At 71.1% G+C, this 15,527-nt stretch carries 13 protein-coding genes; 11 read left to right on the forward strand and 2 right to left on the reverse strand.

Going from position 1 to position 15,527, the window contains the following annotated elements:
- Positions 1-15: 15 nt before the first annotated feature.
- The 5 genes from ESZ52_RS03890 to ESZ52_RS03910 all read left to right on the forward strand — a co-directional run bounded on the left by ESZ52_RS03890 (position 16) and on the right by ESZ52_RS03910 (position 6,446).
- Positions 16-546 (forward strand): SixA phosphatase family protein, encoded by a 531-nt coding sequence (locus tag ESZ52_RS03890; protein ID WP_131103781.1) that lies wholly within the window; start codon positions 16-18, stop codon positions 544-546.
- Positions 547-684: 138 nt separating this feature from the next.
- Positions 685-3,573, forward strand: coding sequence for a cell wall-binding repeat-containing protein (locus ESZ52_RS03895; protein WP_131103782.1), 2,889 nt, complete (start codon positions 685-687; stop codon positions 3,571-3,573).
- A 164-nt stretch (positions 3,574-3,737) separates the two neighbouring features.
- Entirely contained in the window at positions 3,738-4,676 is a 939-nt protein-coding gene (locus tag ESZ52_RS03900; protein WP_131103783.1) for an ABC transporter ATP-binding protein, read from the forward strand.
- A 64-nt stretch (positions 4,677-4,740) separates the two neighbouring features.
- Positions 4,741-5,595, forward strand: a complete 855-nt coding sequence (locus ESZ52_RS03905) for an ABC transporter permease (protein ID WP_131103784.1) — start codon at positions 4,741-4,743, stop codon at positions 5,593-5,595.
- A complete protein-coding gene (locus ESZ52_RS03910; protein ID WP_131103785.1) occupies positions 5,592-6,446 on the forward strand; it encodes an ABC transporter permease in 855 nt (284 codons plus the stop codon). Before ESZ52_RS03905 ends, ESZ52_RS03910 begins: the two co-directional genes overlap by 4 nt.
- Before the next feature lie 164 nt (positions 6,447-6,610).
- Here ESZ52_RS03910 and ESZ52_RS03915 read toward each other — a convergent pair whose 3' ends face one another.
- Complete coding sequence (locus ESZ52_RS03915) at positions 6,611-7,534, reverse strand: hypothetical protein (RefSeq protein ID WP_131103786.1); 924 nt, start codon at positions 7,532-7,534, stop codon at positions 6,611-6,613.
- A gap of 354 nt (positions 7,535-7,888) precedes the next feature.
- Here ESZ52_RS03915 and ESZ52_RS03920 point away from each other — a divergent pair, with 354 nt between their 5' ends.
- The gene (locus ESZ52_RS03920) at positions 7,889-8,758 is read left to right on the forward strand and encodes a ketol-acid reductoisomerase (RefSeq protein ID WP_131103787.1); all 870 of its coding nucleotides are present in this window, start codon (positions 7,889-7,891) and stop codon (positions 8,756-8,758) included.
- 61 nt (positions 8,759-8,819) lie between these two features.
- On the forward strand, positions 8,820-9,920 hold the full coding sequence (locus ESZ52_RS03925) for a branched-chain amino acid aminotransferase (RefSeq protein WP_131103788.1): 1,101 nt from the start codon (positions 8,820-8,822) through the stop codon (positions 9,918-9,920).
- On the opposite strand, the gene ESZ52_RS03930 is transcribed toward ESZ52_RS03925, so the two are convergent.
- On the reverse strand, positions 9,905-10,885 hold the full coding sequence (locus ESZ52_RS03930) for a 3-methyladenine DNA glycosylase (protein WP_238154347.1): 981 nt from the start codon (positions 10,883-10,885) through the stop codon (positions 9,905-9,907). The genes ESZ52_RS03925 and ESZ52_RS03930 overlap by 16 nt on opposite strands.
- Positions 10,886-10,991: 106 nt before the next feature.
- Between ESZ52_RS03930 and ESZ52_RS03935 the strand changes: the two genes are divergently transcribed.
- The 4 genes from ESZ52_RS03935 to ESZ52_RS03950 all read left to right on the forward strand — a co-directional run bounded on the left by ESZ52_RS03935 (position 10,992) and on the right by ESZ52_RS03950 (position 15,315).
- Entirely contained in the window at positions 10,992-12,215 is a 1,224-nt protein-coding gene (locus tag ESZ52_RS03935; protein WP_131103789.1) for an amidohydrolase, read from the forward strand.
- Positions 12,216-12,305: 90 nt separating this feature from the next.
- The gene (locus ESZ52_RS03940) at positions 12,306-13,115 is read left to right on the forward strand and encodes a fumarylacetoacetate hydrolase family protein (protein WP_131103790.1); all 810 of its coding nucleotides are present in this window, start codon (positions 12,306-12,308) and stop codon (positions 13,113-13,115) included.
- A 7-nt stretch (positions 13,116-13,122) separates the two neighbouring features.
- Positions 13,123-13,941, forward strand: a complete 819-nt coding sequence (gene murI / locus ESZ52_RS03945; RefSeq protein ID WP_131103791.1) for a glutamate racemase — start codon at positions 13,123-13,125, stop codon at positions 13,939-13,941.
- A 93-nt stretch (positions 13,942-14,034) separates the two neighbouring features.
- On the forward strand, positions 14,035-15,315 hold the full coding sequence (locus tag ESZ52_RS03950) for a cytochrome P450 (RefSeq protein WP_132974507.1): 1,281 nt from the start codon (positions 14,035-14,037) through the stop codon (positions 15,313-15,315).
- Positions 15,316-15,527 lie beyond the last annotated feature (212 nt).

Below are 15,527 nucleotides of genomic sequence, written 5' to 3' on the forward strand. Positions count from 1 at the left end.
CTAGGGTCCGGGACCATGAGCCACCGACTGGTCCTGGTCCGGCACGCGCAGGCTGCGGACGCCGATCTGCGCGGGGACCACGAGCGGGTCCTCACGGCGCAGGGGGTGGCTGACGCGTCCCGGCTCGGTGCATGGCTCGCGCAGCAAGGGCTGCGGCCCGACCACGTCCTGGTCTCGACCGCCGAGCGGGCGCAGCAGACGTGGGAGGCGCTGCGGGGGGCACTGGGTGACGACGCGTGGGGTGCGGAGCGGGTGTGGTCCGAGCGTCGGGTCTACGACGGCGGCACCGACGGGGTCCTGGCCGCGGTCCGCGAGGTGCCGGACGGCACAGGGGTGCTCTGGGTGGTGGGTCACGAGCCGGTGATGTCCACCACCGCGGCGGAGCTGTCGGACCGTGCGTCCGCGGGCGAGACCGGTCGGCGGCTCGCCAGAGGCTTCCCGACGGCGACCGCCGGCGTGCTGCAGGTGACCGGGGACTGGGCCGGGCTGCCGACCGGAGAATCGCGTCTCCTGGCCCTGCACACCGGCCGGGCAGAGAGGTGCTGACGCCCCACCCTTCAGTCTGAGTTCAGGTGAGGTACGGTCATAGCGCGACGTCCACGGGGGCCGTCGCACACTTCACCAGCGCCAACGGGGGACATCCCGTCCTGCTTGCGGCGCCACGACACTGAACGGGGTACAACAGTGCAGCATCAGAAGAAGAAGGGTGTCTCCCGCGCCCTTGCGCTCGCGGCCGGGCTCAGCCTGGTCGCCGGCGTCCTGCCGGCCGCGCACGCGGTCGGCGGAGCGGCACCCGCCGCACCGATCACCGCGAACGACGCCTTCGAGGACGGCAGCTACATCGTCGTCCTGAAGGACCAGCCGCTCGCCACCTTCCCGGCCACCGCCGGCTCGGCGACCTCGAAGGTGGACACCACCTCCGCGACGGCGATCTCGCACACCGAGCGCCTGCTCTCCCAGCAGGCCGCGGCCCTCGCCTCCGTCGAGGCCGAGGCGACCCACAACTACACCGTCGCGCTGAACGGCTTCTCCGCGAAGCTGACCGGTGAGCAGGCCGCCGCTCTGGCTGCCCGCGGCGACGTGGTCTCGGTGACGCCGAGCAAGATGCGCACCCTCTCGGAGGGCGAGACCTACCAGCTGCCCGACGGCGTGAACGTTCCCGCCACCGAGGAGTCCCCGGACTTCCTGGGGCTGCGCGGCGAGGGTGGCGTCTGGGAGCAGGTCGGCGGACCGATGGAGGCCGGCCGTGGCATGGTCGTCGGCGTCATCGACACCGGCATCGCCTACGACAACCCCTCCTTCTCCGGTGAGGGCATGCCGGACGCGCCCGAGGGCTGGGCGGGCGAGTGCGAGCCCGGCGAGGACGGGGGCCTGCCGGCCGACGCCTGCAACGGCAAGATCATCGGTGCGACCTACCACGTCGAGGGCCTGCGCGCCGCCGGCTTCGAGGCCGAAGAGGCCGTGAACCCGATCGACAACAACGGTCACGGAAGCCACGTGGCCGGCACGGCTGCCGGTCGCGAGATCACCGTGACCGGTGGCGGCGAGCAGTTCGACATGGCCGGTATGGCGCCGGGTGCCCACCTGTCCAGCTACAAGGTCTGCTGGGACTTCGAGTACGAGGGCGGCGTGCGTAACGGCTGCTTCGACGAGGACTCCGTCGCCGCCATCGACCAGGCTCTGGCCGACGGCGTCGACGTGCTGAACTTCTCCATCAGCGGCGACCCGACCCTCTACAACAACCCCGTCGACATGGCGTTCAAGAACGCCACTGCGGCAGGCGTCTTCGTGGCCGCAGCCTCGGGCAACGAGGGCGAGGAGGGTGGCACGGCCAACCACATCGGCCCGTGGATGACCACGGTCGGCGCCGCCACCCACCGCGGTGACGACGCCCCGGTGATCGCTCCCTTCTCCAACCCCGGCCCGGTCGCCGTGGCGGACGAGGAGCAGACGGTCCTCAAGCCCGACCTGGGCGCCCCCGGCGTCGAGGTCCTGGCCGCGATCTACAGCGAGGACGGCACGCCCAACTGGGCCTACCTGTCCGGCACCTCGATGGCCAGCCCGCACGTGGCCGGCCTGGGCGCCCTGCTCGCCGGTGAGAACCCGGACTGGTCGCCGATGGCGGTCAAGTCCGCGATGCAGACCTCCGCGCGTGACTACACCGACGCCGAGAGCAACGCGGCGTTCGAGGGTGGCACGGGCTTCGTCGAGCCGCGCAGCTTCCTGTCCCCCGGCCTGGTCTTCGACTCGACCGAGGCCGACTGGGACGCCTTCCTGGCCGACCCGGCCAACGGCTACGAGCTGAACACCGCCTACGTGGTCGTCCCGGCGCTGGGGACCACCCCGACGACCGTGACCCGCACCGTCACCAACCCCGGTGACGCCGAGGCCACCTTCACCGCGGCCTACGAGGGCCCGGAGACCCTGCAGGTCGAGGTCAGCCCGGCCAGCGTCACCGTCCCGGCCGGCGGTTCCGCCGAGGTCACCATCACGGTGGCCAACACCGGCGCGGCTGCCGACGCCTGGCAGGAGGGTGACATCTCCTGGACCGCCGGCGAGACCGTCGTCGAGATCCCGGTCGTCGCCCGCGGCGCCGTCGCCGACGTCGAGCCCGAGCCGGAGCCCGGCCCGGAGATCGACCGGGTCTACGGCGCTGACCGTTACGGCACCGCCGCCGGTGTCTCCGCCCTCTTCCCCGAGGGTGTCGACACCGTCTACGTCGCCTCCGGTCAGGGCTTCGCCGACGCGCTCGCCGGTTCCGCCCCGGCCGCCAGCGGCCTGCTGCCGCAGGGCGTCCTCGGCACGCAGAACACGCCGGACGGTGACCCCGCCCCGGTGCTGCTGACCCGCAACGACGAGCTGATGGACGAGACCGTTGCCGCGCTGGACGCGTTGGAGCCCAGCAACATCATCATTCTCGGTGGCGAGGGCGCGATCAACGCCGACGTCGCGGAGGATCTGGGCGAGTACGGCGAGGTCTCCCGCGTCGAGGGTGCCAACCGGTACGAGACAGCCGCCAACCTGGCGCTGATGTTTGACGACGTCGACACCGTCTACGTCGCGTCCGGCGATGACCGCGCCTACGCAGACGCCCTGGCCGGCGCTGCCCGGGCCGGTATGGAGAACGCTCCCGTCATCCTGACCCGTCAGGACGAGCTGCACTCCGCCGCGCAGGAGGCCCTGGAGACGCTGGCTCCCGCCAACGTCGTCATCCTCGGTGGCTCGGTCGCGATCAGCGACGACGTCGAGACCGCGCTGGGCGAGTTCGGCGAGGTCGACCGGCTCGCCGGTGAAGACCGCTACGCCACGGCGGTGGCGATCTCCCAGGTCCACGACGCCGACGCGTCCGTGGTCTACATCGCCTCGGGTCAGAACTACCCGGACGCGCTGGCGGGCTCCTCGCTCGCCGGTTACGAGGGTGTCCCGGTGCTGCTGACCAAGCAGGACCGTCTCTCCAGCGTGACTGCGGACGAGCTCGAGCGCCTCAACCCCGAGCGCATCGTCGTTCTCGGTGGGTCCGTCGCGGTGTCCGAGGACGTCGTGAACGAGATCGAGGACATCTGGAACGACTGAGCTGAGCACATCAGCGACTGATCGCTAGATCGATCGAGCGGAGGGCCGGGGCGTACGTCGCCCCGGCCCTTCGTCGTCCCACCCGTCCCGAGCCCTTCCCGCCCGTTCGCACGGGCGGGAATACGGTTTGGGTCTGTCGGAGGCGAGGCCTAGAGTTCACGTCCGTGACGCAGACCAGCGGGGCACCCGTGATCTCGGCCACGGGGCTGAGCAAGACCTACGGCGACTTCACCGCCGTGGACGGCATCGACTTCGAGGTCCAGCCCGGGGAGAGCTTCGGCCTGCTCGGCCCCAACGGCGCCGGCAAGTCCACGACGATGCGGATGATCGGCGGGACGCTGGACCGCTCCGGCGGCCAGCTCCAGGTCCTGGGGCTGGACCCGGGCACCCACGGGCCCGAGGTCCGCGCCCACCTGGGCGTGATCCCGCAGCAGGACAACCTGGACGAGGAGCTGCGCGTCCGGGAGAACATCATCATGTACGGCCGCTACTTCGGCCTGCCCCGTTCCTACCTCGTGCCCAAGGCCGAGGAGCTGCTGGAGTTCGCCCAGCTGCAGGCCAAGGCCAAGGAGAAGGTCACCAACCTCTCCGGCGGGATGAAGCGCCGCCTCACCATCGCCCGAGGGCTGGTCAACGAGCCGCGCATCCTGCTCCTGGACGAGCCCACCACCGGGCTGGACCCACAGGCACGGCATACCCTCTGGGACCGCCTCTTCCGGCTCAAGGAGGCCGGGACCACGCTGGTGGTGACCACCCACTTCATGGACGAGGCCGAGCAGCTGTGCGACCGGCTCATCGTCGTCGACCACGGCGCGATCATGGCCGAGGGCTCACCCCGCGAGCTGATCCGCGACTACTCCACCCGCGAGGTGGTCGAGGTCCGTTTCGGCTCCGACCGCAACGCCCGGGTCGTCGACCGGCTCGAGGGCGTGGGCGAGCGCAACGAGGTGCTGCCGGACCGGATCCTCATCTACACCCACGACGGCGAGGCCGCGCTGGAGGAGATCGGCCGCCGCGACCTGCACCCGGTGACCTCGCTGGTGCGCCGCAGCTCGCTGGAGGACGTCTTCCTCCGGCTGACCGGGAGGTCGCTCATTGACTGAGCGACCAGCCACCACTCCGGGCACCTCCACCCCTGGTGCCTCCACCCCTGGTGCCTCCACGCCCATGACCGAGCCCGACCCCACGTCGCTCGCCTACTCCGGGCGCATCCCGCCGCACGCCCAGATGGCGCAGCGCGCCCGCCGGTTCGGCTGGTGGTACTACGCCGAGGCCTACCTGCGCGGCATGCGCGCGTATGCCGTGCCGATCGCCTTCTACGCCGTCGGTCAGCCGGTGCTCTACCTGGTCGCCATGGGCATCGGGCTCGCCTCGCTGGTCAGCGGCGGTGTGGGCACGGTCGACGACGTCGACTACCTGACCTTCGTCGCGCCCGCGCTGCTCGTCTCGACGGTGGTGATGTCGGTGAGCGGCGAGATGACCTACCCGGTGATGAGCGGGTTCAAGTGGCAGCGGCTCTACTACGGGCCTGCTGCCAGCCCGGTCTCGGCCGGGCAGATCGCCGTGGGGCACTTCACCGCCGTCGCGATCCGGTTCACCCTCCAGTCGGCGATCTTCTGGGCCGTCATGCAGGCGTTCGGTGCCTCCACGCAGGTGCTGACCTCGCTGCTCCTGGTGCCGATCGGGGTGCTCGCGGCGATGGCCTTCGGTGCGCTGCTGCAGGCCTATGCCGCCACGGTCAAGGACGAGGGCTTCCAGTTCTCGTTCGTGCAGCGGTTCGTCGTCATGCCGATGTTCCTCTTCGCCGGGACCTTCTTCCCCCTCAGCGTGATGCCGGTCTACCTGCAGTGGATCGGGTGGATCAGCCCCGTCTGGCACGGGACGCAGCTGGCCAGGGTCGCCTCCTACGGCGCCGAGGTCGACCCGTGGCTGATGGCCGTGCACCTGGTCTTCCTGCTCGCCTGCATCGTCGGCGGCCTGGTCGCCGGCGTCCGGGTCTACCGGCGGAGGCTGGGCGCATGAGCACGCAGCAGACCCCGGCGGCCGGGGAGGCGCGAGCGCTGGCCGCCCGGCCACACCGCATACCCGCCGGGTTGGCGTCGTTGTCCTCGGGCAACGTACGGGCCGTCCTGGAGCGCGGCTTCACCGTCATCCGCAACCAGAACTGGCTGATCCTGGTCTCCGGCTTCTTCGAGCCCGTCTTCTACCTGCTCGCGATGGGTGTCGGTATGGGGATGCTCGTCGGCGAGGTGGAGGGACCGGGCGGCGCACCGATCACCTACGCCGCCTACATCGCGCCGGCGCTGCTGGCGACCTCGGCGATGAACGGCGCGATCTACGACTCGACCTGGAACGTCTTCTTCAAGCTGCGCTTCGCCAAGCTCTACCAGGCCATGCTGCAGACCTCGCTCGGGCCGCTGGACGTGGCGCTGGGCGAGATCCTGATGGCGCTCTTCCGCGGCTTCGTCTACGCGCTGGGCTTCCTCGGCGTGCTCGCGGCCATGGGTCTGGTCACCTCGTGGTGGGCGCTGGCGATGGTGCCCGTCGCGGTGCTGATCGCCTTCGGTTTCGCGGCCCTCGGGATGGCGGTCACCAGCTATCTGACGAGCTTCCAGCAGATGGACCTGATCAACTTCCTCATGCTGCCGATGTTCCTCTTCTCGGCCACCCTCTACCCGATCACCGTCTACCCCGAGGTGGTCCAGTGGCTGGTCATGGCGATGCCGCTGTGGCACGGGGTCGAGCTCATGCGCCAGCTGTCGGTCGGCCACCTCACCGGCGCCACGCTCGTGCATGTCGGCTACTTCGCGGGCATGACCGCCCTCGGCCTGTGGCTGACGACGGTCCGCCTGCGCGCCCTCTTCCTGCGGTAGGCCGGTCAGGCACGGTGAACGATCGAATGCTGCGGATATGCACGCAGATCCGCCAGATCGCGTGCATAGGTGCGGCACTCGGTGGGTTCCCGTTCGGCGAGCCGCTCGAGACCCTCTGGAGCCTGCGCCCCTCGGCCACCTGGGACTTTCGGCCGGGTGCCCTCTCAGCTGGCCACCGCCCGGTCGCGGCCGGGGAAGTAGCGCCGCCACTCGTCCTTGCGCGGCCCCACCCGGACCCCACGGCTGGCGAGCATCGTTGCCATCCGCTCGATGGTCGCGCCCGGGTGGACGAAGATGTCCTGGCTCACCAGCGTCATGATGCGCCACTCCTCGTTCTCGAGCTCCTCCCTGCGCAGCACGTCCGACTCCCACTGCGCGACCCGCTCGACGTGGTGGCGGCCGTCATACTCGATCCCGCTCCTGGTCGCGCGGTCGCCGGCGTCGATACGTCGGCGGAGATCGCCGTTGGGCCAGTGGAAGCGGATGTCCGTCTCGAGCTCCGGCAACCCCGAAAGCACCCGCAGCATGCGCGAGCGGGTCTCCATCGGTGAGTCAACCCCGATCCGCACCAACCCCGCCGCCCTGCGCGCCAGCCCTACACCACGACCGGTGGCCTGTTCCGTCGTCTCGACCAGTTCCGCGGGGGTCACCCGCCGCTTCTTGACCAGGCTGTCGCCGAGGATGACGAGGTCGAGCAGGTTGAGGTGGGCGGCGAGGTCCATGAAGGTGTCCACGGGTGAGGTGGTCGGCACGCCCCTGAAGCGCACCGGGGTCCGCGACGACGATCCGGTCCGCAGGTCTGCCCGCTGCTTGCGACCTCGACCTGCAGGGACGCTCACGTGAGCCAGGTGGCTGTGCGGGACGATGCCGCCCCACAACCGGGCGGCGGTGTGCAGGGAGGCGAAAGCCCCTGGCTGCGCGGCAAGCACCGCGGCCTCCGCCTCGACCAGCGGGTCTATCCGCGCCTCTGCGCTGATGTAGACGTTGCAGAGCAGACGTCGGTAGCGCGCCGACTCCAACGTCCGGCGGCTGATCCCCGCCTCCCGTCCCTGCCGGTAGGTGAACGGCCGATGCTCATCGAACCCCATACCCCCAGCCTGCCGATCGCGACGGACCGGACCAGAGGTTTTCCACAGGCGGACGGTAGGTGGGTCCGGCGGCTCCCGCGTCAGGGCTGGGGGTCTCCCCACGTGGCCGTGCTGGCACATCACCGAATGCTGTGGTCATGCACGCGTTTCGGCGCTCCTGCGTGCATGGGTGCAGCACTCGACCACGGTGCAGCACTGGACCACGGTGCAGCGCTCGACCACCAGTGCAGCGTTCGACGCGGTCCGGCCAGGGCTCGGCGCCCGTGATGCTGGTCCCGCGGTGCCCAGACCTCCTGCCCGAGCCTGGGTCCCTCCACTGGTCGGTGTCAGGGGCGACTTTCGTAGGCTGGGGGAGTGAGCAGCCTGCTGGACCCGGAGTCCGCCGACCTGACCCTGCTCCAGGACCGCCAGGTGGCGGTGCTGGGGTATGACGCGATGGCGGCGGCGCACGCGCTGAACCTGCGCGACAGCGGCGTGGACGTGCGGGTGGGCATCGACCCCGACAGCAGGGCCGCGGCCCGGGCCGAGCTCGACGGCCTCATGGTGCTCACCCCCGCGCAGGCCGTCGCCGCCAGCGACATCGTGCTGATCGCGCCGGAGGACGGTGCCGTCCCAGGGCTCACCGAGCAGGACCTGCGTGACCTCCTGGCCGAGCACACCGAGCCCGGCGACCTGGTCATCGTCACCGGGGCAGACGCGCCGCCACCGGTGCCCGACGGGGTCGACCTGGCGATGCTCGCGGCCGTCGGTGACGGGGACCGGGTCCGCGAGGAGTACCTCGACGGACGCGGCAGCCCGGCGCTGGTCGCCGTGGCGAGGGACCAGTCCGGCGCGGCGTGGGCGACCCTGACGGCATACGCCGCAGCCATGGGTGCGCTGCGCTCGGGTGCGGTGGTCACCACCCTGGAGCACCAGGCGCTGGCCCAGCAGGTGTCGGAGCAGCGGGTGCACCGGCCCCTGCTGCAGGCCCTGACCGAGGCCTTCGACGAGCTGGTGGCGCAGGGCGTCGAGGAGGAGGTCGCCTACCTCGCGGTCGTGCACGACCTCAAGACCCGCGTGGACCAGATCTACGTCGCCGGGCTCGCCGCCCAGCACGGACCGGACGGGCACCCGGGCGAGCAGCCCCTGGACGGGGTCCGTTCCCGTCGGGAGGCGGCCCGGGCGGCGCACCCGCTGGAGCGTGTCGGCCAGCGGGTCCGGGCGATGATGAGCTGGATCCGCTGAGCTCCGCGTGGCCGGTGACACCGGTCACGAGTCGCATGACGTGGACGGTAACCTGACGTGCATGACACAGACGTCGTCGCCCACGCCCTTCGAGATCAGCCTGCGCAGCGACCGTACCGGCGCCGACGAGATCTCCCAGCTGCTGGAGAGCCCGGGGTTCGGTTCTCTGTTCACCGAGCACATGGTGCTGGTCGAGTGGGACCGCGATCAGGGCTGGCACGACGCCCGGGTGGTGCCGTACGGCCCGATCCCGCTGGAGCCCTCCGCGGCGGTCTTCCACTACGCCCAGGAGATCTTCGAGGGGATGAAGGCCTACCGGCACGACGACGGCTCGGTCTGGACCTTCCGCCCCGAACGCAACGCCGAGCGGTTCAACGCCTCGGCCCGCCGGATGGCGATGCCCGAGCTGCCGCCGACCATCTTCCTCGACGCGATCCGGGCGCTGGTGCAGACCGACGAGGGCTGGGTGCCGCCGGCCGGCACCGGGGAGACCTCGCTCTACCTGCGCCCGTTCATGATCGCCACCGAGGAGGCGCTCGGGGTGCGCCCCTCCAACCGCTACCTGTTCTCAGTGATCGCCTCCCCGGCCGGCTCCTACTTCGCCGGCGGCCTCACGCCGGTCAGCCTCTGGGTCAGCGACCAGTACGTCCGCGCCGCCCCCGGCGGGACCGGCTCCGCCAAGACCGGCGGCAACTATGCCGCCTCCCTGGCCAGCCAGGCGGAGGGCATCGAGAACGGCTGCGACCAGGTCGTCTTCCTCGACGCGGTCGAGCACCGGTACGTCGAGGAGCTGGGCGGGATGAACCTGTTCTTCCTCTACGCCGACGGCCGGGTGGTCACCCCCGAACTGTCCGGCACGATCCTGCCGGGAGTCACCCGCGCGTCCCTGCTGGACCTGGCGCGCGAGCGCGGCCACGTCGTGGAGGAGCGCCGGTTCAGCATCGACGAGTGGCGCGAGGGCGTGGCCTCCGGCGAGATCGTCGAGGTCTTCGCCTGCGGCACCGCGGCGGTCATCACCCCGGTCGGCAAGCTGGCCTGGAACGGCGGCGAGCTCGACATGCCACAGGAGCACACGCTCACCATGGAGCTCCGCCAGGAGCTGCTCGACATCCAGTACGGCCGGGCCGAGGACCGGCACGGCTGGCTCTACCAGCTGGTCTGACCGACGTTCGCGTCCTGAGCGTCCTGAGCGTCCTGAGCGTCCGGAGCGTCCGGAGCGTCCGGCGCGGCGAGGTCTATGCCGAGGTCCAGCACGTCCAGCAGCTCACGCCGCAGGGCGTTGCTCCGCACGGTGAAGGCGCGCTGCGCCTCGACATACTCCGCCTTGCCCTGCGGCGTCTCGATCCGCACCGGCTCGTAGCCGAGCTCGCGCAGGTCGTAGGGGGCGGCGCGCATGTCCAGCTCCCGGATGTCCCTGGCCAGGACGAAGGCACGCAGGGTCAGCTCGCTCGGCACGAGCGGGGAGAGCTTGTAGCACCACTTGTAGAGGTCCATCCCCGCGTGCAGACACCCGGGCTGTTCCGTCGCGACCTGGCCCTCACGGGTGGGTGAGAGCGTGTTGCGCGGGGCGGCCTGCGGGGTGAAGAAGCGGTACGCGTCGAAGTGCGAGCAGCCGATCTGGTGCGACTCCACGACCGCGTCGGTGCCCTCCGCCCCCAGGCGCAGGGGCCAGCCCTGGTGCCGGACCTGCCCCTCGTCGGCGCGGTAGACCATCGCCCACTCGTGCAGCCCGAAGCAGCCGAACCGGCCGGGCCGGGACAGCGTCGCGGTCAGCAGCTCCCGGACGAAGTCGAGGGTCTGCCCGCGCCGGTCCCGGAAGGCGTCCAGGTCGAGGTATGCCGTCCCACCGGGCAGCCCCTCACCTCCAGGGCCGCGGTCGGTCCCGTCGGTGACGCGGTAGAACGACCACGTCGCCCGCTCGGAGGCGCCCTCGAGCGCCATACCGGGTCCGGGGTGCCAGCGGGAGAGCTGGGCGGGGCGCAGGGAGTAGTACTCCCAGAGGAAGTCGTCGACGGGGTGCTTGCGGCCCTCGACGCGGCGGGCGAGGCGGTCGGCGGCCAGCTGCTCCACGGCAGCGGCGTGCCGCTCGGCGCGGGGACGCCACTTCGACTGGGGAAGGACCTGCACGGGGTCCCAGCGTAGGTGCTCCACCTCCGGAGGCCGCTATAGCCGTCCGGGACCGAGCGGGAGGACCCGGCTGGTGGGGCTCGAAGGTCATCGGCAGACTGGCCACATGACCCCAGCCCAGAGCCTGATCAGCGAGGAGCTGCGCGAGCAGCTCGAGGCCGACTATCGCCACCTGCACGCCCACCCCGAGCTGTCGATGCAGGAGCACCAGACGGCCGCCTACGTCGAGGCGCGGCTCACCGAGCTGGGCGTCGAGCACTTCCGTTGCGGCGGAACGGGTGTCGTGGGCGTCATCCGGAACGGGGAGGGCCCCACGGTCGCCTACCGCGCCGACACCGACGGCCTCCCGATCGCCGAGGACACTGGGCTCGACTGGAGCAGCCAGGCCACCGGGACTCTGCCCGACGGGACGCAGACCCCGGTCATGCACGGGTGCGGCCACGACACCCACGTCGCGGTCGCACTGGCCCTGACGCGCGCGCTCGCCGAGCGCCGGGAGGCCTGGGCCGGGACGGTCGTGATGGTCTTCCAGCCGGGGGAGGAGATCGCGGCGGGCGCCGAGGCGATGGTGGCGGACGGGCTGTGGGACCGCGCGCCCCGCCCCGAGGCGGTCTACGGCCAGCACGTGATGCCCCACCTGACCGGCACCATCGGGCTACCGGTCGGCACCGCGATGGCGATGGGCGACTCGTGGCAGGTCACCCTGCACGGTCGCCAGGCGCACGGCTCCCAGCCGCACAACTCGATCGACCCGATCGTGCTGGGCTCGCACGTGGTGACCCGGCTGCAGAGCGTGGTCTCCCGCAGCGTGGACCCCCGCGACATGGCCGTCGTCACGGTCGGCACCTTCCATGCCGGCACCAAGGAGAACATCATCCCGCAGACCGCCGTGCTCGGGCTGAACGTCCGTACCTTCAAGGAGCACGTCCGCGACACCGTGCTCTCCGGCATCCGCCGCACCGTCGAGGGGGAGGTGCTGGCGTCCGGCGCGCCGGAGGCCCGGATCGAGGAGCTCAACCGCTTCCCCGCCTGCGTCAACGACCCGGAGGAGAGCGAGCGGGTTCTCGAGGTGCTGCGGGCCGAGCTCGGCGAGGACCAGGTGAAGGTCATCAAGCCGGTGTCCGGCAGCGAGGACGTCGGGGTGCTCGCGACCGCGATCGGGGTGCCGCTCGTCTACTGGTTCAACGGTGGCCACCCGCAGGAGGTGCTCGACAGCGACCAGCCGGTGCCCGGCAACCACAGCCCGCACTTCGCCCCCGTCCCTCAGCCGACGCTGGACACCGGGCTGCGGGCGGCGCTGGCGGTGCTGCTGAGCCGGGTCGGGGTCTGAGGCCGCCCGTCGCCGATCCGCACCAGGGTCTCGAGAACGACCGGTGCCCGCGCGTGGGTCAGGGCTGGTGGACGGCATACCCTGATCTCCATGCGCATCTGCCGATTCACCACCGGTGACGACCCACGGTTCGGTCTCGTGGACGGGGCCGGCGAGAAGATCGCCGAGATCACCGGCGACCCGCTCTACAGCCGCATCGAGCTCACCGGCGAGACCCATCTGGTCGACGACGTGCGCCTGCTCGCGCCCGTCATCCCGCGCAGCAAGGTGGTGGCGGTCGGGCGCAACTATGCCGACCACGCCCGGGAGATGGGCAACGAGGTGCCCGCCGAGCCGATGCTCTTCCTCATCCCCAACACCTCGGTCTGCGGGCCCGGCGACCCGGTCGTCATCCCCTCCTTCGTCTCCGAGGTGTCCTACGAGGTCGAGCTGGCCGTCATCATCGGCCGGATGTGCAAGGACGTCGCGGCGGAGGACGCGCGTGGGGTGATCTTCGGCTACACCGTCGCCAACGACGTGACCGCCCGTGATCTGCAGCGCGGCGACGGGCAGTGGGCTCGGGCCAAGGGGATGGACACCTTCACCCCTCTGGGCCCGTGGATCGAGACCGACCTGGACGTGACGGACGTGCGCCTGACCAGCGCCGTCGACGGCGAGACCCGGCAGGACGGCACCACGGCTGACATGGTGTTCACGATCGGGCAGCTCATCGCGCACGCGTCCGCGGCGTTCACCCTCCTGCCCGGTGACGTGCTCCTGACCGGCACCCCGGCAGGGGTCGGTCGGATCACCGCCGGCCAGCGCTGCGAGGTGACGGTCGAGGGCATCGGCTCGCTGACCAACCCGTTCGTGGCTGCCGAGGCCGCGGGCGCCGACCCGGTTGCCGACGACGAGGGCTGAGCCGGCCGTGCCCCAGTCCCCGATCGGGGTCTTCGACTCCGGCTTCGGCGGGCTCACGGTCGCCCGGGAGATCCTGGACCAGCTGCCGCAGGAGTCGGTGCTCTACCTCGGTGACACCGCCCGCACCCCGTACGGCCCGCGGCCGATCGCCGAGGTGCGCCAGCTGGCGCTGCAGTGCCTGGACCGGCTCGTCGACCACGGGGTGAAGGCCCTTGTCATCGCCTGCAACAGCGCCTCGGCGGCGGTCCTCGCCGACGCCCGGGAGCGGTATGACGTGCCGGTCGTGGAGGTCATCCGCCCGGCTGTGCGACGGGCCATGGCGGTGACCCGGTCCGGACGAATCGGGGTGATCTCCACGGAGGCCACCCACCAGTCCCGTGCCTACGTCGACTCTTTCGTCGCCGCCCCGCCTCACGTCGAGGTGTTCTCCCAGCCCTGCCCCCGGTTCGTCGAGCTGGTCGAGGCCGGCGTCACCAGCGGGCCCGAGGTGCTCGACGTCGCTCGCGACTACCTCGCCCCCCTGCAGAAGCAGGAGATCGACACCCTCATCCTGGGCTGCACGCACTACCCCCTGCTGGCCTCGGCGCTGCAGTACGTCCTGGGTGAGCAGGTCACGCTCGTCTCCTCGGCCGCGGCCACGGCCGCCGACCTCTACCGGGTGCTGACCGAGGGAGGGTTGCTGGCGCCCCAGGACAACGAACCGTCCCACCAGTGGCTGACGACCGGCGACCCGCAGGGCTTCACCTTCCTGGCCCGCCGGTTCCTGGGGCCTGAGGTCGAGCAGGTGCACCAGGCGTTCGTCGGGCGGGCCGAGGAGCGGGTATGACGTCGGCGGACTTGCCGGGCCGCCGCGTCCCGGTCGTAGGGTGATCGACATGGTGACGAGCCTCTGCGTTGACCACCTTCCCGCACTCAACGCGTGCCCCGAGCCGCGGGCTGCACGATGACGGACGCCGACGGGCGGCCGCCTGCGGGCGACGCGCACGTGGGGGTGATGCACGGGGAGCCACCCGAGGCGGCGCTGGAGTCCACCCCGGGGGAGTGCCCTGTGGTGCGCCTCAAGGACGGGACGTGGGCGGTGCGTGGCCACGCTGATGTGCTGCGCGTCGCCACGACTCCAGAGGTGTTCTCGAGCGCGGCGCGGCGGCACCTGCACGTGCCGAACGGCATGGACGGCGAGGAGCACCGACGGTTCCGAGCCGTCGTGGACCGACACCTCGACGACAGCCAGATCCTCCCGCTGGCAGCCATGATCACCGAGGTCGCCGACGTGGCTGCAGCCGAGCTGATGGGCAGGGGTGACGGAGGCTCTGAGCGACGGGTCGAGGTGCTGCACGACTACGGCAGGCAGATCGCGGTGCGGGTGCAGAGCCGGTGGCTGGGGTGGCCGGAGTCGATGGAGGAGGAGCTCCTCGGCTGGATCGACGACAACTTTGCGGCGGCACGGTCGCGCGACCCGCAGCGCAACGCCGAGGTGGCTGAGCACTTCGACCGGATCGTGGACCGTGTCGTGCAGGAACGGCGCGATCTGGAGGCGCGCGGCGAGCCGCTGCTGGACGACCCGACGAGCCGGCTGCTGCGCGACGAGGTTGAGGATCCCGGGGCGCCCGGCGGTCGCCGACCGTTGACCGGGCCAGAGCTCGTGTCGATGCTGCGTAACTGGACGGCCGGAGACCTGGGTTCGATCGCTGCCTCCATCGGCGTCGTGGTGCACCACGTGGCCGCGCACCCTGCGCTGCAGGAGCACCTGCGCGGGCTCTCTGGCGAGGAGGCGCGGCATACCGACGAGCTCGATGCCGCCGTGGACGAGATGCTCAGGATCAACGACCCGTTCCCGTCCAACCGGCGGATGGTGACCACCCCGGTGGAGCTTGCCGGTTACACCTTCCCTGCCGGCACACCGGTCGCCATCAACTGGACGACCGCCAACCGGGACGAGCGGATCTTCGGCGACCCCGACGCCTACCGGCCGCAGGAGAACCGAGCCGCGAACATCGTCTACGGCGCCGGCCCGCACATCTGCCCCGGGCGGGTGCTGTCGACCCTCCAGATCCGCGGCGCGCTGGCGGCTCTCCTGCGGGCGACGACCGAGATCCGTCTCGACCCCGACCTCGAGGCGACCCGGGAGGACTGGCCCTCGCGCGGGTTCGACACCGTGCCTGTCGTGCTGCGTGAGGTCCATCGCACGACTGCTCCATGAGGTCTGTCGCACCCCTGCGCTGGAATGAACCTGCGCTTGTGTTGCGGAGGTGCCAGCGAACCACGTACGGCGGCCACTCAGCAGCATCGGCAACCGCGGAATTCTTGGTTTCCACATCCTCGGAGCGGCACTGCGGATTGGTGACGCGCTGTGGATAAGTCGAGGGTGTGTCGTACTGGTGTTCTAGTATGTGGGTGTCGGTCACGACCCGT

The sequence above is a fragment of the Ornithinimicrobium sufpigmenti genome (assembly GCF_004322775.1).
Classification (GTDB): domain Bacteria; phylum Actinomycetota; class Actinomycetes; order Actinomycetales; family Dermatophilaceae; genus Ornithinicoccus; species Ornithinicoccus sufpigmenti.